This window comes from Burkholderia sp. BCC1644, from assembly GCF_902833225.1.
Taxonomy (GTDB): domain Bacteria; phylum Pseudomonadota; class Gammaproteobacteria; order Burkholderiales; family Burkholderiaceae; genus Burkholderia.
Window position 1 is genome coordinate 1 of the sequence record NZ_CADFEI010000021.1, and the last position, 18836, is coordinate 18836.

At 66.2% G+C, this 18836-nt stretch carries 18 protein-coding genes; 3 read left to right on the top strand and 15 right to left on the bottom strand.

Features of this window, described 5'->3' with window-relative positions:
- From HWX87_RS31375 to HWX87_RS31400, 6 genes are all read right to left on the bottom strand, one after another.
- On the bottom strand, positions 1-206 hold a 206-nt coding region (locus HWX87_RS31375; protein WP_176050853.1), incomplete at its 3' end, for an ATP-binding cassette domain-containing protein.
- The gene (gltK, locus tag HWX87_RS31380; protein ID WP_176050854.1) at positions 203-880 is read right to left on the bottom strand and encodes a glutamate/aspartate ABC transporter permease GltK; all 678 of its coding nucleotides are present in this window, start codon (positions 878-880) and stop codon (positions 203-205) included. The genes gltK and HWX87_RS31375, both read right to left, overlap by 4 nt.
- Positions 880-1620, bottom strand: a complete 741-nt coding sequence (locus HWX87_RS31385) for an amino acid ABC transporter permease (RefSeq protein ID WP_059236131.1) — start codon at positions 1618-1620, stop codon at positions 880-882. The genes gltK and HWX87_RS31385 overlap by 1 nt, the downstream gene beginning before the upstream one ends.
- 84 nt (positions 1621-1704) lie before the next feature.
- Positions 1705-2598 carry a glutamate/aspartate ABC transporter substrate-binding protein gene (locus HWX87_RS31390; RefSeq protein ID WP_176050855.1) on the bottom strand — a complete coding sequence of 298 codons (894 nt, stop codon included), beginning with the start codon at positions 2596-2598 and terminating at the stop codon, positions 1705-1707.
- A 219-nt stretch (positions 2599-2817) separates the two neighbouring features.
- A complete protein-coding gene (locus HWX87_RS31395) occupies positions 2818-4104 on the bottom strand; it encodes a Glu/Leu/Phe/Val dehydrogenase (protein ID WP_176050856.1) in 1287 nt (428 codons plus the stop codon).
- A gap of 281 nt (positions 4105-4385) precedes the next feature.
- Positions 4386-5339: a LysR substrate-binding domain-containing protein gene (locus HWX87_RS31400; protein ID WP_176050857.1), complete on the bottom strand. Its 954-nt coding sequence runs from the start codon at positions 5337-5339 to the stop codon at positions 4386-4388.
- Positions 5340-5569: 230 nt separating this feature from the next.
- On the opposite strand from HWX87_RS31400, the gene purB reads away from it, so the two are divergent.
- Positions 5570-6958, top strand: coding sequence for an adenylosuccinate lyase (gene purB, locus HWX87_RS31405; RefSeq protein ID WP_176050858.1), 1389 nt, complete (start codon positions 5570-5572; stop codon positions 6956-6958).
- A 76-nt stretch (positions 6959-7034) separates the two neighbouring features.
- On the opposite strand, the gene HWX87_RS31410 is transcribed toward purB, so the two are convergent.
- Entirely contained in the window at positions 7035-8456 is a 1422-nt protein-coding gene (locus tag HWX87_RS31410; RefSeq protein WP_176050859.1) for an FAD-dependent oxidoreductase, read from the bottom strand.
- Between the two features lie 276 nt (positions 8457-8732).
- Between HWX87_RS31410 and HWX87_RS31415 the strand changes: the two genes are divergently transcribed.
- The gene (locus HWX87_RS31415; protein ID WP_176050860.1) at positions 8733-9380 is read left to right on the top strand and encodes a TetR/AcrR family transcriptional regulator C-terminal domain-containing protein; all 648 of its coding nucleotides are present in this window, start codon (positions 8733-8735) and stop codon (positions 9378-9380) included.
- A gap of 70 nt (positions 9381-9450) precedes the next feature.
- Here the strand turns inward: HWX87_RS31415 and HWX87_RS31420 are convergent, their stop codons facing one another.
- From HWX87_RS31420 to edd, 4 genes are all read right to left on the bottom strand, one after another.
- Positions 9451-9954: a gluconokinase gene (locus tag HWX87_RS31420; RefSeq protein ID WP_176050861.1), complete on the bottom strand. Its 504-nt coding sequence runs from the start codon at positions 9952-9954 to the stop codon at positions 9451-9453.
- Positions 9955-9967: 13 nt separating this feature from the next.
- Positions 9968-11329, bottom strand: a complete 1362-nt coding sequence (locus HWX87_RS31425) for a GntP family permease (RefSeq protein WP_176050862.1) — start codon at positions 11327-11329, stop codon at positions 9968-9970.
- Between the two features lie 219 nt (positions 11330-11548).
- Entirely contained in the window at positions 11549-12175 is a 627-nt protein-coding gene (gene eda / locus HWX87_RS31430) for a bifunctional 4-hydroxy-2-oxoglutarate aldolase/2-dehydro-3-deoxy-phosphogluconate aldolase (protein WP_046544929.1), read from the bottom strand.
- 19 nt (positions 12176-12194) lie between these two features.
- Entirely contained in the window at positions 12195-14051 is a 1857-nt protein-coding gene (gene edd / locus HWX87_RS31435) for a phosphogluconate dehydratase (protein WP_176050863.1), read from the bottom strand.
- 293 nt (positions 14052-14344) lie between these two features.
- Between edd and HWX87_RS31440 the strand changes: the two genes are divergently transcribed.
- Positions 14345-15193: a MurR/RpiR family transcriptional regulator gene (locus HWX87_RS31440; protein WP_059236154.1), complete on the top strand. Its 849-nt coding sequence runs from the start codon at positions 14345-14347 to the stop codon at positions 15191-15193.
- 111 nt (positions 15194-15304) lie between these two features.
- Here the strand turns inward: HWX87_RS31440 and HWX87_RS31445 are convergent, their stop codons facing one another.
- The 4 genes from HWX87_RS31445 to lptE form a co-directional block, all read right to left on the bottom strand.
- The gene (locus tag HWX87_RS31445; protein WP_156429839.1) at positions 15305-15727 is read right to left on the bottom strand and encodes a CopD family protein; all 423 of its coding nucleotides are present in this window, start codon (positions 15725-15727) and stop codon (positions 15305-15307) included.
- A 19-nt stretch (positions 15728-15746) separates the two neighbouring features.
- Positions 15747-17018 carry a glutamate-5-semialdehyde dehydrogenase gene (locus HWX87_RS31450; protein WP_176050864.1) on the bottom strand — a complete coding sequence of 424 codons (1272 nt, stop codon included), beginning with the start codon at positions 17016-17018 and terminating at the stop codon, positions 15747-15749.
- Positions 17019-17154: 136 nt separating this feature from the next.
- Positions 17155-18249, bottom strand: coding sequence for a DNA polymerase III subunit delta (holA, locus tag HWX87_RS31455; protein ID WP_176050865.1), 1095 nt, complete (start codon positions 18247-18249; stop codon positions 17155-17157).
- A gap of 18 nt (positions 18250-18267) precedes the next feature.
- Entirely contained in the window at positions 18268-18822 is a 555-nt protein-coding gene (gene lptE / locus HWX87_RS31460) for an LPS assembly lipoprotein LptE (protein ID WP_176050866.1), read from the bottom strand.
- Positions 18823-18836 lie beyond the last annotated feature (14 nt).

Sequence of the window (18836 nt, forward strand, 5' to 3'; positions counted from 1 at the left end):
TTCTTGTCGCCGACCGACTGGTCGTTCACGAGGATCTCGCCCTGCTGAAACGGCTCGAGGCCGTTCACGGTCTTGATCAGCGTCGACTTGCCCGAGCCCGACGGGCCGCACACGACGACCACTTCACCTTTCTTGACCTCGGTCGTGCAGTCGGTGAGGACCTGAAACTGGCCGTACCACTTCGAAACGTTCTTGATGGAAATCATCTTGTGACCTTTTTCTGAAGACCCTTGACGAGAGCAGACGCCAACGTGCAAATCACGAAATAGCATGCGCCGGCGAACAGGACCATCTCGACGGTCGTGCCGTCGCGATCGCCGATGTTGGCCGCCGTGCGGAAGAAGTCCGCGAGACTGATCACGTACACGAGCGAGGTATCCTGGAACAGGACGATCGCCTGCGTGAGCAGCAGCGGCACCATCGCGCGAAACGCCTGCGGCAGGATCACGAGGCGCATCGCCTGCGCGTAGTTCATGCCGAGCGCGAACGCGGCGTTCACCTGCCCGCGCGGCACCGCCTGGATGCCGGCGCGGATGATCTCGGAATAATACGCGGCTTCGAACAGCGAGAACGCGACCATCGCCGACGCGAGGCGGATGTCGATCGTCGGCGACAGCCCGAGCACGCCCTGCAGCAGCTGCGGCACGATCAGGAAGAACCACAGCAGCACCATCACGAGCGGGATCGAGCGGAACACCGTCACGTAGCCCTGCGCGAACCACGCGAGCGGCTTGACGCCCGACAGCCGCATCAGCGCCAGCAGCGTGCCCCAGACGATCCCGACCACGATCGCGATCAGCGTGATCTGGAACGTGACGACCGCCCCCGTCCACAGCGTCGGCAGCGCGCCGGGAATACTACTCCAGTCGAACTGATGCATCACTTGCCTCCGATATAGCCGGGCAGCCGCGTACGGCCTTCGATCCAGCGCATGAACGACATCACGACAAGGTTGATGATCACGTACGCGAGCGTGACCGCGATGAACGACTCATACGTCTGCGCGGTGTAGTCGACAAGCTGGCGCGCCTGCGCGGACAGGTCGAGCAGGCCGATCGTCGACGCGACGGCGGAGTTCTTGAAGATGTTCAGGAATTCCGACGTGAGCGGCGGCACGATGATCCGGTACGCAACGGGCAGCAGCACGTAGCGGTACGTCTGCCATTGCGTGAAGCCCATCGCGAGACCGGCCGCGCGCTGGCCCTTCGGCAGCGCGTTGATCCCCGAGCGCACCTGTTCGCACACGCGCGCGCCCGTGAACAGGCCGAGACAGATGATCGACGCGGTAAAGAACTGCGTGGTGGGCGGCAACTGCTTGATCCAGGTGCCGATCGATGCGGGCAGCAGCTCGGGTATCACGAGATACCAGACGAAGAACTGCACGATCAGCGGAATGTTCCGGAAGATCGACACGTACAGGGTGCCGAGCGCGGACAGCCATTTGTTCGGCACGGTTCGCAGCACGCCGAACAGCGATCCGACGATCAGCGCGATGACCCAGGCGACGAGCGACACTTCGATCGTCACCCAGAAACCGGACATCAGCCATCCGAAATAAGTCGTCGGCTCGCCGGTCGACACGGGGCTCAGGAAGATGCCCCAGTTCCAGTGGTAAGACATGGGCAAGACTCCAGCAAAAAGAGACGGAAGAGGCGTGGCCTCTTCCGTCTCATTAGCGTCATTTCTGCATCAACGGCCGTGTGGTCAGTCGAGCGCCTTGTCGTTCGGGTTCGCGTACAGCTTCTTCATCGAATCGGACAGCGGGAAGTTCAGGTTCAGCCCCTTCGGCGGAATCGGGTTCTCGAACCACTTCGCGTAGATCTTCGCGGCTTCGCCCGACTTCTCGACTTGCGAGACCGCGTCGTCGACGACCTTCTTGAAGTCGGCGTCGCCCTTGCGCATCATGCAGCCGTAGGCTTCTTCCGATTGCGGCGTGCCGACGATCACCCACTCGCCCGGCTGCTTCGCCTTCGCGCGCTCGCCCGCGAGCAGCGCGTCATCCATCATGAACGCGACCGCGCGGCCCGATTCCAGCGTGTTGAAGGAATCGCCGTGATCCTTCGCGCTGATGATGTTCATGCCCAGTTGCTTCTCGTTGTTCATCTTGCGCAGCAGGCGCTCCGACGTCGTGCCGGCGGTCGTCACGACCGTCTTGCCCTTCAGGTCGGCGAAATCCTTGACGCCCGAATCCTTCTTCGTCATCAGGCGCGTGCCGATCACGAAGATCGTGTCGGAGAACGCAGCCTGCTGCTGGCGCTCGGCGTTGTTGGTCGTCGAGCCGCACTCGATGTCGACCGTGCCGTTCTGCACCAGCGGGATGCGGTTCTGCGACGTGACGGGGATGTTCTTCACCTGCAGGTTCGGCAGGTTCAGCTTCTTCTTCACCGCGTCGACCACCTTCAGCTGGAATTCGCGCGAATAGCCGACCACCTGCTGGTTCTGGTCGTAGTAGGAGAACGGAATCGACGATTCGCGGTGGCCCAGCGCGATCACGCCCGTGTCCTTGATCTTCTTCAGCGTGCCCGTCTCCTGAGCATGCGCGCCGCTTGCGAACGCGCAGAGCGCCGCGGCCATCAGGACTGCCTTGTGGTATTTCATTTTGGTCATCTCCTTGGCTAAAACCCGCGCCAGTGTATCAAAGTAATATTTTTGAAAGTACTGGTTATTTACCGCACTACGAATCGCCCTGTACGACGCCTTCCTCCCGGCTTCGGGCACCCCGAATGCGCGCGCGGGCGATGCCGGATCCGGCACCGCCCGCGAGGGTTCATTTCCGCAATCGGATGGATTGCGTCATGAATTGATCATAGTCAACGATCAGGGGTAGAGGCCACGCATTTCGCGCGCCATCAGGATGCGCTTGCACGCGACGATGAACGCCGCCGTACGCACCGTCACCTTGTGCTCTTCCGCGACCGCCCACACGCCGGCGAACGCTTCGCGCATCACGCGCTCGAGACGGTGGTTGATCTCGTCTTCCGTCCAGAAGAAGCTCGAGAAATCCTGCACCCACTCGAAGTACGACACGGTCACGCCACCCGCGTTCGCGATCACGTCGGGGATCACGAGCACGCCGTTTGCGCTCAGGATGTCGTCCGCTGCCGTCGTCGTCGGGCCGTTCGCGCCTTCGACGATGATCTTCGTGCGGATCTTCGCTGCATTCTTCTCGGTGATCTGGTTTTCCAGTGCCGCCGGGATCAGGATGTCCGTCTCGACCGTCCAGAACTCGTCGTTCGGCATCGGTTCCGAGCCTTCGAAGCCCGCGACGCCGCCCGTGCGTGCGACGTGGTCGAGCAGCTTGTTCGAATCGAGGCCGGCCGGCTGGTAGATCGTGCCCGTGTGATCCTGCACCGCGATCACCTTCGCGCCCGCTTCCTGGAACAGCTTCGCCGCGATGCCGCCGACGTTGCCGAAGCCCTGCACCGCGATGCGCGCGCCGGCGATTTCGAGGCCCTTCTTCTTCGCCGCTTCCGAACCGACGACGAACACGCCGCGGCCCGTTGCTTCCTTGCGGCCGAGCGAACCGCCGAGCGCGATCGGCTTGCCGGTCACGACGCCGGTCGACGTCTGGCCCTGGTTCATCGAGTAGGTGTCCATCATCCACGCCATCACCTGTTCGTTGGTGTTGACGTCCGGCGCCGGAATGTCGGTGTTCGGGCCGATGATGATGCCGATTTCGCTGGTGTAGCGGCGCGTCACGCGCTCGAGCTCACCACGCGACAGCTTGCGCGGGTCGACGCGGATACCGCCCTTCGCGCCGCCGTACGGCACGTTCACGGCCGCGTTCTTGACCGACATCCATGCGGACAGCGCCATCACTTCCGACAGCGTCACGTCCTGGTGGTAGCGCACGCCGCCCTTGCCCGGGCCGCGCGACACGTTGTGCTGCACGCGATAGCCTTCGAAGTGCGCGACGGTGCCGTTGTCGAGCTCGATGGGGCAGTCGACGATCAGGATGCGCTTCGGACGCTTCAGCGTCTCGAGCCAGCGCGACAGCGAGCCGAGGTACGGCGCGACGCGATCGACTTGCTGAAGGTAGTTGCCCCACGGGCCGAGATCGTCGGCGTGCAGGTAGGACGGGATGGACTGCAATTGCGAAGACATGGATGCTCCAACGGTCAACAGGTGCGCACATTGTCGAAAAACCCGTTTTTTTTATCCAATGCCGTTTGCTTATTCGATTATGCGTTTCTTGCATGATCGCGATTTTTCGCAAATCTGCGGTCGATTTGCGCAAGAACGCCCGCGATCGGCCGTGCATCGCGTTGGTGAAAAATCGCATGGAATGCACGCGGGCCGGCCGCCGGACAGCCGTCCGACAGGCGGCGCAAGCGTGGCGTCAGCCAGCCGCGCCCGAGCGGCTGCGGAAAATTAACCGCCGGCGGTTAATTCGTGGTGTCGCGCAGCTCGTCGCGCACGACGTCCCACAGCGCGCGCACGAGCTTCTGGCGCGGATCGTCGCCCTGCAGCGCGAGCTTGTCGCAGTACAGCCGGATTTCCATCGTCAGCGTGAACGGATGCACGCCGCCGCGCGCCGACCGATCGAGCCGGATCAGGCGCCCGCCCGCAACCGCATCCTCGACCGCGCTGTGCGGCAGGAACGCGACGCCGTGGCCCGCGAGCGCCATCGCCTTCAGCCCTTCGGCCATGTCGGTTTCGTAGACGCGATCGAGGAACAGCCGCGTCGGCGCGTTCGCGACGATGACTTCGGTCATCCGGCCGAGATACGCGTTCGGCGTATACGACAGGTACGGCACGCGCGCGTCGGCCGCGCCCGGCAACGTGTAGCGCGGCCGGCCCGCGCGGCCGGGCGCCGAGAACGGGCTGATCGGCTCGCTGCCGAGGATCAGCATGTCGTAGCGCGCCGGGTCGAGCGCGACCGGATGACTCGGGTGGTGGTAGCCCATCACGAGATCGCAGCCGCCCTCGACGAGCGACAGCACCGCGTCGTGCACGTTCAGCGCGCGCAGCCGCGTGTGGACCTGGCCCATCTTCGCCTCGATCCGCTGCAGCCAGCGCGGGAAATACGTGAGCGACAGCGTGTGCGGCACCGCGAACTCGATCGTCGGCACCGGTGCGCCGACGTGGCCGCGCAGCAGCGTGCGCGCCTCGTGCGCCTGCGACAGCATCGTCAGCGCCTGCTCGTAGAAGATCTGGCCGGCCTGCGTGAGCCGCGTCGGATAGACCGAACGATCGATCAGTTCGGTCGCGAGCCATGCCTCCAGTGCCTGGATCCGCCGCGAGAACGCCGGTTGCGATACATGCCGCAGTTCCGCGGACCGGCTAAAGCTGCGCGTTTCCGCGAGCGAGACGAAGTCTTCGAGCCATTTCAGTTCCATGCAGGCGGGCGCGGCGGGCGGCGGTCGGGAAGAAGCCTGCATTCTACCGGCGGGCGGGCCCGGCCGGCGGCGTCGCGCACGGCCCGGCAAGCCCGCTGCGAACCCGCGCCGGCGTGGCGTGGGCACGCGACGGCCGCCGCCGGCCTCCCGTACCCGGGATCGTCGCGCGCCAATGGTAAAATGCCGGATTCTCCTCCCCCGCTCGACCCGGCCCCAAGGCCCGCCCGATCATGTCCGACACTCGTCCCGATACGCTTTTCGCCCTCACCGCGCTCTCGCCCATCGACGGCCGCTACGCCAGCAAGACCGAAGCGCTGCGCGACTGGCTCTCCGAAGCCGCCTTCATGCGCCACCGCGTCACCGTCGAGGTGCACTGGCTGATCGCGCTGTCGCGCGCCGGCTTCGCGGAAGTCCCGCGCTTCTCCGATGCGTCCGAGCAGTTCCTGCTGCAGCTCGCCGAGCGCTTCACCGCGCACGACGCCGCCCGCATCAAGGAAATCGAGCGCGTGACGAACCATGACGTGAAGGCCGTCGAATACTGGCTGAAGGAATCGGTGAAGGGCCAGGCCGAACTCGAGAAGGCCAGCGAATTCATCCACTTCGCGTGCACGTCCGAGGACATCAACAACACGTCGCACGGGATGATGCTCGCCGGCGCGCGCGAACACGTGATCCTGCCGGCGCTGCGCACCGTCTACCAGCGCCTCGTCGCACTCGCGCACGCGCACGCCGAGCAGCCGATGCTGTCGCGCACGCACGGCCAGCCGGCCAGCCCGACGACGCTCGGCAAGGAACTCGCGAACGTCGCCGCGCGCCTCGCCCGTGCGATCACCCGCATCGAGAAGGTCGAGATCCTCGGCAAGATGAACGGCGCGGTCGGCAACTTCAACGCGCACCTGTCCGCGTATCCGGAATTCGACTGGGAAGCGTTCTCGCGCGACGTGATCGAAACCCGCCTGAAGCTCACGTTCAACCCGTACACGATCCAGATCGAGCCGCACGACTACATGGCCGAGCTGTTCGACGCCGTGGCGCGCGCGAACACGATCCTGCTCGATCTCGACCGCGACGTGTGGGGCTACATCTCGGTCGGCTACTTCAAGCAGAAGACGAAGGCCGGCGAAATCGGCTCGTCGACGATGCCGCATAAGGTCAACCCGATCGACTTCGAGAACTCGGAAGGCAACCTCGGCCTCGCGAACGCGACGCTGCGCCACCTCGCCGACAAGCTGCCGGTGTCGCGCTGGCAGCGCGACCTGACCGACTCGACCGTGCTGCGCAACATGGGCGTCGCGCTCGGCTACTCGCTGCTCGCGTACGACTCGCTGATCCGCGGTCTCGACAAGCTCGAAGTGAACCCGCAGCGACTGAACGAAGATCTCGACAACTGCTGGGAAGTGCTGGCCGAGCCGGTGCAGACGGTGATGCGCCGCTACGGCATCGAGAACCCGTACGAGCAGCTGAAGGAACTGACGCGCGGCAAGGGCATCACGCGCGAAGCGCTGCAGGAATTCGTCGGCACGCTCGCGATCCCGCAGGACGCGAAGGATCTTCTGCTCGCGATGACGCCCGCGTCGTACATTGGCAAGGCCGTCGAACTCGCGAAGCGGATCGCGTAAGCACCGCCGTCGCCGGACGAAAAAAAGCCCGATGCGAGCAATCGCATCGGGCTTTTTCGTTGGCGGCCGCAGCCGGTCAGAACGAAATCATCCGTCCCGGGTTGAGTGCGCTCATCACGCTCATCGCGGCCTTCGCGGCCGGAATCGCGATCGGCGACAACTGCCGGCCGAGCGGAATCGCACGGTGATCGATGCCCGTGAGCATCGAGAAATCGTCGTTGCGGCCGACGAAATCGTCGCAGATCGCCTTGCCGATCCGCACCGTCTGCGCGACGCCGTGGCCGCTCCAGCCCTGCACCATGTACATCGGCACGCGGCCGTCGGTCTTGCGGCTGTCGGTGGCGCCGTTCAGCGTGAAATCGCTGACGCCGCTCCAGCAGTAGTCGAGCGCGAAGCTGCCGTCGGCCTGCGGAAACACCGTGTTCAGGCGCGTCAGCAGATACGCGTTGACGTCGGGCTGCGCCCAGCAGGTGCCGGTGCCCTGCCCGCCGAACAGCAGGCGGTTGCCGCGCACCGGCCGGTAGTAGTCGATCTGGAACTGCGTGTCGTACACGGGCATGCCGGCCGGCATCAGCGTCGTGACTTCGACGTCGAGCGGCGCCGTCACGCTCACGTACGTGAAGAACGGCACCGTGGTCGCCGCGCCGTCGTCGAGCAGCCGGAACGTCGTGTTGTGCAGCGCGAGCACGACCCCCTTGCGTGCGGTGATCGTGCCGCCCGGCGTCGTCGCGACGACGCCCGCGGACGTCTCGTCGAGCTCGAGCACCTCGGTGCCCTCGAACAGCGCGCCGCCGTTCAAACGGAAGCCGTGCACGAGGCCGCGCACCAGCGCGAGCGGATGGATCTGCCCGCCGATCGCATCGATCGCCGCGCCGTGGTACAGCCCCGAGCGCACGTATTCGTCATGCAACTGATGGCGGCCGACGAGCGTCACGCCCGCGTCGCCGAGATGGCGGCGCGCATCCGCGCCGTCGAGCAACGCGCTCATGTGACCGGGGTGAACGGCCGCCGTGACGTGGCCGCGCTTGCGGTCGAGATCGAGCGCGTAACGCGCGCCGATCGCGTCGATCAGGTCCATCGATTCGGTCGATGCGAAGCGCCACAGCCGCTTCGCGTCGTCATGCGACAGGTGGTCGATCATGTCGGCGGCTTCCCAGCGCGCGAGGCCGGGCGTCAGTTGCCCGCCGTTGCGGCCGGACGCGGCCGAGCCGACGTGATGCTTGTCGACAAGGATCGTGTCGACGCCCGCTTCCGCGAGATGCAGCGCGGCCGATGCGCCGAGCAGCCCCGAGCCGATCACGAGCACGTCACACACGGCGTCGTGCGCGAGCGGCGCGCCGTTCGCATGCGGGGACAGCGACGCTTCGTACCAGTTGGCCGGGCGCTCGCCGTCGTAGCGGGACGGATCGCACCAGTTCCAGTTGTCTTTTTCGATGTTCAGTTGCGTTTGTTCGAAACGCGATTCGCCCTGGATCAGGGGTTGATTGTTGAAAGTCATGATTGCACTTGCATGGTCTTGGGCCGCCTGTCGAAGAGCCTTCTGGCTTCGCGGGTGGGGCAGCCGGTTCCACATGGGTGTCAACGAGAAAAGGGGCGCGATGGCCCGTGTTGACGGCGGGCACGCTCGTGCCGCCTGAATCCCGGACTGTGCGAAAGCACGTATTGAAAGGTGCCGGGACACCCAATTTCTACACCGCAGAAATAATTCTACAGTGTAGAATAAGCTTTCGTCAAGTTTACTGCCGGTACCGCGCCGGCACGCCAGCCTGTATCGATGAAAGACAGACCCGCCCAAGGCCCGCGCGGCCTCGACAAGGACGCCATCGTCGCGGCCGCGCTCGCGCTGCTTGAAGACGTCGGCGAAGCGGCGTTCAGCGTACGCAAGCTCGCGCAGTCGGTCGGCTGCGACCCGATGAGCGTGCTGTACCACTTCAAGTCGAAGGAAGGCCTGAGCCGCGCGATCGCGAACGCGCTGTCGCGCTCGCTCGTGCCGGTCGACGCCACACTGCCGTGGCGCGAGCGGCTGCGCGACCTCGCGCGCCAGTACCGCACGCTCGCGCTGCGCTACCCTGCCGCGTTCGCCCTGCTGCAGCGGCACATGAGCACCGGGCCGGCCGATCTCGCGCACATCGAGGCCGTGCATCGCGCGCTGGCCGACGCCGGCATCCCGCGCGCGGCGCTGCCGTCGGTGTGCGTCGGCTGGTATGCGAGTGTGATCGGGCTTGCCGCCGCAGAGGCCGGAGGCCTTACGCGGCCCGCGAACGATGTCGAGCTCGCGGAAATGGAAGCGCTATCGGATACCGAGCATCCGCTCGTCAGGTCGGCCGCCCCGCTCTACGCGCAGCTCGATCCGGCGGCCGTGCACGACACGATGGTCGACGTGCTGCTCGACGGCATCGCGAAGCAGGCGCCCACGGCCTGACCGGCTCGCGGGCCACCAACGAAAAAGGCGCCCCGAAGGGCGCCTTTTTCATGACGATTGCGAACCGCGCTCAGTGCTGCTGCGCGATGCCGATCTTCAGCATGACCTGATCGACGATCTGTTCCGGCGTCAGCTCGATACTGACCTCGATCGCTTCGTCCGGGCCCGGCTCCTCGAGCGTGTCGAGCTGGCTTTTCAGCAGCGACGGATCGAAGAAATGGCCGGTGCGGCTCTTCAGGCGCTCGTGCAACACCTCGAACGAACCCTTCAGATACACGAACCGCACGTCGGTGTCGGACCCGCGCAGCACGTCGCGGTACGACCGCTTCAGCGACGAGCACGTGAACACGGCCGTCTCGCCGGCGTGCTGCTTTTCCTCGATGGCCGCACGGATCGTGCGCAGCCACGGCCAGCGGTCGTCGTCGGTCAGCGGAATGCCGTGGTGCATCTTTTCCTTGTTCGCCGCGCTGTGAAACGCGTCGCCGTCGGTATAGCTGCACGACAGGCGTTCCGCCAGCATTTCGCCGATCAGCGACTTGCCCGCGCCCGACACGCCCATTGCGATCAGAATCATTGCCTACCCCTTGTTACAGAACCATGCTCAGCAGCAGCGTGAAGCCCAGGCCAAGCACCGAGATGATGGTTTCGAGCAACGACCAGGTCTTGAACGTCTGACCGACCGTCATCCCGAAGTATTCCTTGATCAGCCAGAAGCCGCCGTCGTTCACGTGCGAGAAGATCAGCGAGCCCGAGCCCGTGGCGAGCACCAGCAGCTCCGGGCTGACCGTCGTGCCGGCCGCCGCCGCGATCGGCGCGACGATGCCGCAGGCCGTCGTCATCGCGACCGTCGCCGAACCCGTCGCGAGACGCATCAGCGCCGCGACGAACCAGCCGAGCAGCAGCGGCGACAGATGCGCGTGCTTCGCGGTCTCGACGATCTGCTGCGAGATCCCGCTGTCGCGCAGAACGCCGCCGAAGCCGCCGCCCGCGCCGACGATCAGCGTGATCCCGGCGATCGGTGCCAGGCACTCGCTGCAGAACTTCTGGATCTGGTCGCGGTTGAAGCCCTGCAGCTTGCCGAACGTGAAGAAGCTCACGAGCACGGCGATCAGCAGCGCGACATCCGAGTTGCCGGCGAAGCGCAGCAGGTTGTTCGGCAGCGACTTCGGCGTGAACAGCAGGTCGGCCCAGCTGCCGACGAGCATCAGCACGACGGGCAGCAGGATCGTGAACAGCGTGATGCCGAAGCTCGGCAGTTCGCGCTTGCCGCCATCCGTGCGCGAATCGACGAATTGCGCGGCAAGCGGGTTGTTTTCCGGCAGCTTCACGAACTTCGAGATCGTCAGCGCGAACAGCGGGCCCGCGATGATCGCGGTCGGCACGCCGACGAGCAGGCCGAACGCGATCGTCTTGCCGATATCGGCGCCGTATTGCTGGACGGCCAGCAGCGCGGCCGGGTGCGGCGGGATCAGCCCGTGCACGACGGACAGGCCGGCCACCATCGGCAGGCCGACGACGAGCAGCGACTTGCCGGTACGCTTCGCGACGTTGAACGCGATCGGGATCAGCAGCACGAAGCCGACTTCGAAGAACACCGGCAGGCCGACGATGATCGCGACGAACATCATCGCCCAGTGGATGTTCTTTTCACCGAACCAGTCGATCAGCGTGGTCGCGATCCGTTCGGCGCCGCCCGATTCGGCCATCATCTTGCCGAGCATCGTGCCGAGGCCGACGACGATCGCAATGTGGCCGAGTGTGCCGCCGGTGCCCGCCTCGAACGACTTGACGATCTTGTCCATCGGCATGCCGACGACGAGACCGAGGCCGAGCGAAACGATGATCAGCACCAGGAACGGGTAGATCTTGTAGCGCGCGATCATCAGGATCAGCGCGGCAATCGCGATCAGCGTGAATACGAGCAGCATGCTGCCTTGAACAGCCCCCATGTGGCACTCCTCCTAGAATTGTTCGAACCGGGCGAGTTGTTGCGAGTATGCCCGGCTATGCAGGTCTCCGAAACACGGGGGGTACCCACCCCGTCAGGACGCTGAATTTTACTTATCTTTACGGCCTGCGGATAGAACCGGTTCCATCAGCAAAAACCCTCGGTAAAACAAGCACTAAGCGCTTGCTCCCGAGGGTCGATTCTTCATTTCATACAAGTATTAGCGGGGAAGCTGGCTCGCGGCTTGCGCGAGGCGCGTGACTTCGGCCCAGTCCTGCGCGGCGAGCGCGGCCTTCGGCGTGAGCCACGAACCGCCGACGCACACGACGTTCGGCAGCTTCAGGAAATTCGGCGCGGTTTCAACGGTGATGCCGCCGGTCGGGCAGAACTTCAGCGCCGGGAACGGGCCGTGGAACGCCTGCAGCATCGGCACGCCGCCCGCCTGCTGCGCGGGGAAGAACTTCACGATCTCGTAGCCGAATTCGAGCGCCTGGATGATGTCGCTCGGCGTCATCACGCCCGGCAGCAGCGGCAGGCCCGCGTCGAGCGACGCGAGGTGCAGCTCCTTCGTCAGGCCCGGCGACACGCCGAACTTCGCGCCCGCGCGCTTCGCCTGCTCGCAGTGCTCGGGCTTCGTGATCGTGCCGACGCCGACGACGATGTCGTCCGCGAGCTGGCTCGCGCGCTGGATCGCCTCCAGGCCAGCCGGCGTGCGCAGCGTGATCTCGAGCACCTTGACGCCGCCCGCGTGCAATGCACGCGACACGTTTTCGCCCTGCTCGACCGAGTCGAATGCGAGCACCGGAATGACCGGGCCCAGCTTCACGATTTCAGCAATCGTCTTCATTGAATTGGCTCCTTGAAATTCATGCGGCGACGTGGGCGGCCGTTTCGCCGACCAGCGTCCCGAAAACCGATGCGCCCTGCTCGGCCGGCGCGGCGGCCGCGCGGAACACGCCGAACAGTTCGCGCCCGAAACCGACCTCGTTCTCGGCCTGGTGCAGCGGCTGCGCGACCGGGCGTGCGTGCCACTCGGCGTCGTCGATCGCGATGTCGAGCACGCCGGCTTCCGCGTCGATCACGAGCGTATCGCCCGTCTTCACCTTGCCGAGCGGGCCGGCCAGCAGCGCTTCCGGCGACACGTGGATCACGGCCGGCACCTTGCCCGACGCACCCGACATGCGGCCGTCGGTGACCAGCGCGACGTGGAAGCCCTGATCCTGCAGCACGCCGAGCAGCGGCGTCAAACGGTGCAGCTCGGGCATCCCGTTCGCGCGCGCGCCCTGGAAGCGCACGACCGCGACGAAATCGCGCTTCAGCTCGCCGCGATCGAACGCTTCCTGCACGGCTTCCTGCGAATCGAACACGATCGCGGGCGCCGTCACCTTGCGGTGCTCGGGCGCGACCGCCGAAATCTTGATCACGCCGCGGCCGAGCCGGCCCTGCATCAGACGCAGGCCGCCGTCCGGCTGGAACGGGTCGCGGATGCCGCGCAGCACCTTCGTGTCGTGGCTCTCGGCGGTGCCGTCGACCCACGTCAGCTTGCCGTCGATCAGCTTCGGCTCCTTCGTGTAGTGCGACAGGCCCTTGCCGGCGACCGTCGTCACGTCCTCGTGCAGCAGCCCGCCTTCGAGCAGGTTGCGCACCAGGAACGCGACGCCGCCGGCCGCGTGGAAGTGGTTCACGTCGGCCTTGCCGTTCGGGTAGATCTTCGCGAGCAGCGGCACGACGGCCGACAGTTCGTCGAAGTCGTTCCAGTCGATCAGGATGCCGGCCGCGCGCGCGATCGCGACGAGGTGCAGCGTGTGGTTGGTCGAGCCGCCCGTCGCGAGCAGCGCGACGATCCCGTTGACGATCGCCTTCTCGTCGATCACATGGCCGATCGGCGTGTAGTGGCCGCGCTCGACGGTCAGGTCGAGCACGCGGCGCGCGGCCTCGGCCGTCAGCGCGGTGCGCAGCGGCGTGTGCGGATGAACGAATGCCGAGCCCGGCAGGTGCAGCCCCATCAGCTCCATCAGCATCTGGTTGCTGTTCGCGGTGCCGTAGAACGTGCAGGTGCCGTGGCCGTGATACGCGGCCGATTCGGCTTCGAGCAGCGCGTCGCGGCCGACCTGGCCGGTCGCGAACTGCTGGCGGATCTTCGCCTTGTCGTCGTTCGACAGGCCGCTCGTCATCGGGCCGGCCGGCACGAAAATCGTCGGCAGGTGACCGAACTGCAGCGCGCCGATCAGGAGGCCCGGCACGATCTTGTCGCAGATGCCGAGGCAGAGCGCCGCGTCGAACATGTTGTGCGTGAGCGCGATCGCCGTGCCCATCGCGATCGCTTCGCGCGAGAACAGCGACAGCTCCATCCCCGGGTTGCCCTGCGTGACGCCGTCGCACATCGCCGGCACGCCGCCCGCGAACTGCGCGACACCGCCGTTCTCGCGCGCGGCCGCCTTGATGATCTCGGGGAAATCCTTGTACGGCGCATGCGCGGACAGCATCTCGTTGTACGAGGACACGATGCCGATGTTCGGCTCGCGGATCGCCTTGATCGAGAACTTGTCGTTGCCCTCGAGGCCCGCGAAGCCGTGCGCGAGGTTCGCGCACGACAGCGCGCCGCGCGCCGGGAACTTGCCCTGCGCGCCGTCGATGCGCTGCAGATAGGCGGAACGGGTCGATTGGCTGCGGGCGATCACGCGTTCGGTGACCTTCGCCAGAGTGGGGTGCAGCGACGTCATGCTGGGCGCTCCTGTATGCCGGCCGACACCGGCGGTTGGAATCGTGGGGACGGTCGAGTGCGTCGACAGAACGAAGTCAGTCTAGTAGAAAAACTACAAGCACGCAATGCGGATCGAGCGTCGCGCAACCCTTATTCCCGCTACCAGCAAGGCTTTACCTAGTGAAAACCCTAATTTCACTTGCTGCAACCACCTCAAAAGCACGACGATGGCGCTAGTATTTTCATGTAGATTTTCTACAATTCGATTGCGATACACTCGCTCATCCGAACCCGATTTTCAGATGCCGTCCCATGCTGCCTCGCATTGAAGCGATCCGCGCCGACCTGCGCCCGTCCGAGCGCAAGCTCGCCGACTACATCCTCGCCGCGCCGCGCGAGGTGCTCGACCTCGCGATGACCGAGCTGTCGACGCGCGCGGGCGTCAGCCAGCCGACGATCGCGCGCTTCTGCCAGGCGCTCGGCTGCAGCGGCTTTCGCGAATTCAAGATCCGGCTCGCGCAGAGCGTCGCACCGGGCGTGTCGTCGGTCTACCGCGACGTCGAGCCCGACGAACCGGCGCCCGGCATCATCGGCAAGGTGTTCGACCGCACGATCGGCGCACTGATCGAAGTGCGCAACAGCCTGTCCGCGGGCAGCGTCGCCGATGCGATCGCGCTGCTGTCGAACGCGTCGCGGATCGAGTTCTACGGCGCCGGCGGCTCGGGCATCGCCGCGCAGGACATCCAGCACAAGTTCTTCCGGCTCGGCGTGCCGAGCGTCGCGTACTCGGATCCGCACACGTTCTCGATGTCGTCGGCGCTGCTCGGGCCCCATGACGTCGTCGTCGCGATCTCGAACACCGGCCGCACGCGCGACATCGTCGACGCCGCGCGCTCGGCGCTCGCGTGCGGCGCGAAAGTCGTCGCGATCACGCAGAGCCATTCGCCGCTCGCGAAGCTCGCAACCGTCAGCCTCGCGTCGAACGTTGCCGAGGAAACGGACGTGTTCTCGCCGATGACGTCGCGGATGTCGCATCTCGCGATCGGCGACATCCTCGCGGTCGGCGTCGCGCTGTCGCGCGGCCCCGCGCTGATGGAACGGGTCGGGCGCGCGAAGGAAGCGATCACGCGCCGCCGGATCGACGACGGCACGAAGGATTGACGACGCGCGGCGTGCGGCTCGACGCACAACGCAGCACGTAAACGACCAACGGCGCCCCACGGGGCGCCGTTGCGCATCAAGCGACGCCGGCAACCTGGCCGGCCGCACCGCTCAAAACGGCTTGATCACGACCAGCGCGACGGCCGCGAGCATGCCGAGCACCGGCAGCTCGTTGAACACGCGATACCACTTGTCGGTGCGCTTGTTCTCGCCGCGCTCGAACACCCGCAGCAGGTGCCCGCAGTACGCGTGGTAGATGATGAGCAGCAGCACGACCGTCACCTTCGCATGGATCCAGCCCTGCCCCTGCCCGATGCCGATCACGAGCCAGAGCCACAGCCCGCAGGCCAGCGCCGGCACCGCGATCATCGTCATGAAGCGGAACAGCTTGCGCGCCATCAGCAGCAGGCGGCGTACCGCGGCCGGATCGGTCTCCATAGCCAGGTTCACGTAGATGCGCGGCAGGTAGAAGAGCCCCGCGAACCACGCGGCGATCAGAACGATATGGAACGTCTTGACCCAGAGCATTGCCATTGGTGGTGCGCCTCGCGGGTTACTGGCGGCCTTCGCCGTGTCCGAGCACGACGTACTTCAGCGACGTCAGCCCTTCCAGGCCGACGGGGCCGCGTGCGTGCAGCTTGTCGTTCGAGATGCCGATTTCCGCGCCGAGGCCGAATTCGAAGCCGTCCGCGAAGCGCGTCGATGCGTTGACCATCACGCTCGCCGAATCGACTTCGCGCAGGAAACGCATCGCGCGGTCGTGATCCTCGGTGACGATCGCATCGGTGTGGTGCGAGCCGTAATGGTTGATGTGCTCGATCGCGGCATCGAGGCCGTCGACGACCTTGATCGCGAGCACCGGCGCGAGGTATTCGGTGTGCCAGTCTTCCTCGGTCGCATCGACGAGCGGCCCGACGCCCGCATCGGCGAGCACCGCGCGCGCGGCTGCATCGACGCGCAGTTCGACCTGCTTGTCGCGATACAGCTTGCCGAGCGGCGGCAGCAGCGCCGCCGCGATGCCGCTCGACACGAGCAGCGTCTCCATCGTGTTGCAGGTGCCGTAGCGGTGCGTCTTGGCGTTGTCGCAGACGGTCAGCGCCTTGGCGAGATCGGCGCGATCGTCGACGTACACGTGGCAGATGCCGTCGAGGTGCTTGATCATCGGCACGCGTGCCTCGTTGATCAGGCGCTCGATCAGGCTCTTGCCGCCGCGCGGCACGATCACGTCGACGTATTCGGTCATCGTGATCAGCTTGCCGACCGCCGCGCGATCGGCCGTCGCGACGACCTGCACCGCGTCCTGCGGCAGGCCGGCCGCCTCGAGCCCTTCGCCGATCAGCTTCGCGAGCGCTGCGTTCGATTCGAGCGCTTCGGAGCCGCCGCGCAGGATCGTCGCGTTGCCCGACTTCAGGCACAGCGCGGCCGCGTCGATCGTCACGTTCGGGCGCGACTCGTAGATGATGCCGATCACGCCGAGCGGCACGCGCATCTGGCCGACCTGGATCCCGCTCGGGCGGTACTTGAGGTTGCCGATCTCGCCGATCGGATCGGCCAGCGACGCAACCTGGCGCAAGCCCTCGACCATCGTCGTCAGCGCCTTGTCCGACAGCGTCAGGCGATCGACGAACGCTGCATCGAGCCCCTTTTCACGGGCACGGGCGACGTCACGCGCATTCGCGTCCTTCAGCACCTCCGCGTCGCGTTCGATCGCGCGCGCCACCGCGTCGAGCGCCGCGTTCTTCGCGGCCGTGCTGGCGCGCGCCATCGCGCGGGAAGCGTGCCGGGCGCGGCGGCCCAGGTCGGTCATGTACTGATCGATATCCATCGTGTGACTCGAGAAGCGCGCCGCGCGGAGCGGCTTGAATTCGTGGGGGAAGCGTGGGCGGCGGACGAAGCGCCGCGCCAGCGATCGAAATATTGTAAGCGGGTTGCGCAGCGCGCGCTGAAGACCCGGACGGGACTTAGCGTCGCACGCGACCCGCGGTCGGCGGTCGCTCGCCGCGCGCTCCCGCGACCGTCATCGCGAGCTGAAACAGCCCGTCCCACGGATCGGGCGGCGGTTCGTCCTGCGTGCGGCGGCCCGGCACGACGGCCGTAAGCCCCTTGACCTGCCGGTCGAGCTTCGCGGCGAACGCGAGCGCCTTCTCGAGCACGCCTTCCGACACGCGGTTCAGCGCGGGGCCGATCAGCCGCTCGCGCGGCCCCCATACGCGGTTCTCGCGCAGCAGCGTCGCCAGCGGCTTGCCGGCAGTCGCACCGCGCTTGATCCGCAGCAGCGTGCGCAATTCCTCGACGACGGCCCACATCACGAGCACGATCGCCTCGCCCTCGCCCTTCAGTCCGTCGATCATCCGTGCAAGCCGCGCGGCGTCGCCGGCGAGCATCGCCTCGTTCAGCTTGAAGACGTCGTAGCGCGCGACGTTCAGCACCGCGTCGTGCACCTGCTCGAACGACAGCGCGCCTTGCGGATACAACAGCCCGAGCTTCTGGATTTCCTGGTGCGCGGCGAGCAGGTTGCCCTCGACGCGCTCCGCGATGAACTGCAGCGCGCGCCGCCCGTCGTCGCCGGGCGCGGCACGCTGGCCCTGCATCGCGAGACGCTGGCCGATCCAGTTCGGCAGTTGCGCGCGGTCGACCGGATCGATCTTCAGCGCGACGCCGCCGTTCTGCAGCGCGGTAAACCATGCGGATTTCTGCGTGGCCGCATCGAGACGCGGCAACGTGACGAGCATCAGCGCGTCGGGATTGGGCGTGGCCGCGAGCGTCTTCAGCGCGTCGGCGCCTTCCTTGCCGGGCTTGCCCGACGGAATGCGCAGCTCGATCAGCTGGCGCTCGCCGAACAACGACATCGCCTGGGTCGCGCCGAGCAGCACGCTCCAGTCGAAGCCGCGCTCGACCGTATGCACCGAACGCTCGGTGAAGCCGGCCGCGCGCGCGGCCGCACGAATGCGGTCGCACGCTTCCTGCGCGAGCAGCGGCTCGTCGCCGTAGACGGTATAGAGCCCGGCCAACCCCTTCGCGAGGTGCGGCTCCAGCGCATCAAGTCGCAATTGCATCGCTACGTGCGCCGTCGATCAGAGCGGCGGCGGCGGCAGCGGCGCGCGCGGCGCCACGCCCGGCACCACGTCCTCCGGCGCCGGTGTCAGCGAGTGGACGATCGCGAGACGCCGCATCAGCTGGTCGACCGCGTCGTTCTGCATGTCGCCGTACAGGATGTCAGCTTCCTGCGCCTTCGCGTTCGTGTACTGGTCGCTGTACGTCATCGCGCGGTTCAGCGCGATCGCACTCGGCGGGATCAGCACGGTGCCGTCCTTGCTCGTCAGCGTGTAGTTCAGCGTATAGAACAGCGCGTATTCCTGCGCCGAGCCGTACTTGTTGAGCGTCAGCGTGTTCTGGCCACGCGACTCCCACATGCGCAGCACGGCGTCGGCGTCGTCCGCCGACTTGACGATCTTCGTGTCGCTGCCGGCCTCGACGAGGCGCACGAGGCGCGCCTCGACGGGCGCCGGCGCGCCGGCCACCAGCAGGTGCTTGAACGCGTAGTCCTGCTGGCCGCGCAACTGGAAGCCGCATGCCGACAGCGCGACCGCGCTGCCGACGACGAGCATCAAAAACGATCTGCGGATCACCTTCGCTCCTTCTG

What these genes read in the sequence shown, in the direction of transcription:
- HWX87_RS31445 (WP_156429839.1), bottom strand. Translation starts at nt 15,727, where the DNA reads ATGGCAATGCTCTGGGTCAAGACGTTCCATATCGTTCTGATCGCCGCG.
- HWX87_RS31395 (WP_176050856.1), bottom strand. Translation starts at nt 4,104, where the DNA reads ATGTCTTCGCAATTGCAGTCCATCCCGTCCTACCTGCACGCCGACGAT.
- purB (WP_176050858.1), top strand. Translation starts at nt 5,570, where the DNA reads ATGTCCGACACTCGTCCCGATACGCTTTTCGCCCTCACCGCGCTCTCG.
- edd (WP_176050863.1), bottom strand. Translation starts at nt 14,051, where the DNA reads ATGACGTCGCTGCACCCCACTCTGGCGAAGGTCACCGAACGCGTGATC.
- HWX87_RS31400 (WP_176050857.1), bottom strand. Translation starts at nt 5,339, where the DNA reads ATGGAACTGAAATGGCTCGAAGACTTCGTCTCGCTCGCGGAAACGCGC.
- gltK (WP_176050854.1), bottom strand. Translation starts at nt 880, where the DNA reads ATGCATCAGTTCGACTGGAGTAGTATTCCCGGCGCGCTGCCGACGCTG.
- HWX87_RS31410 (WP_176050859.1), bottom strand. Translation starts at nt 8,456, where the DNA reads ATGACTTTCAACAATCAACCCCTGATCCAGGGCGAATCGCGTTTCGAA.
- HWX87_RS31385 (WP_059236131.1), bottom strand. Translation starts at nt 1,620, where the DNA reads ATGTCTTACCACTGGAACTGGGGCATCTTCCTGAGCCCCGTGTCGACC.
- eda (WP_046544929.1), bottom strand. Translation starts at nt 12,175, where the DNA reads ATGAAGACGATTGCTGAAATCGTGAAGCTGGGCCCGGTCATTCCGGTG.
- HWX87_RS31450 (WP_176050864.1), bottom strand. Translation starts at nt 17,018, where the DNA reads ATGGATATCGATCAGTACATGACCGACCTGGGCCGCCGCGCCCGGCAC.
- HWX87_RS31425 (WP_176050862.1), bottom strand. Translation starts at nt 11,329, where the DNA reads ATGGGGGCTGTTCAAGGCAGCATGCTGCTCGTATTCACGCTGATCGCG.
- HWX87_RS31390 (WP_176050855.1), bottom strand. Translation starts at nt 2,598, where the DNA reads ATGAAATACCACAAGGCAGTCCTGATGGCCGCGGCGCTCTGCGCGTTC.
- HWX87_RS31420 (WP_176050861.1), bottom strand. Translation starts at nt 9,954, where the DNA reads ATGATTCTGATCGCAATGGGCGTGTCGGGCGCGGGCAAGTCGCTGATC.
- HWX87_RS31440 (WP_059236154.1), top strand. Translation starts at nt 14,345, where the DNA reads ATGCTGCCTCGCATTGAAGCGATCCGCGCCGACCTGCGCCCGTCCGAG.
- holA (WP_176050865.1), bottom strand. Translation starts at nt 18,249, where the DNA reads ATGCAATTGCGACTTGATGCGCTGGAGCCGCACCTCGCGAAGGGGTTG.
- HWX87_RS31415 (WP_176050860.1), top strand. Translation starts at nt 8,733, where the DNA reads ATGAAAGACAGACCCGCCCAAGGCCCGCGCGGCCTCGACAAGGACGCC.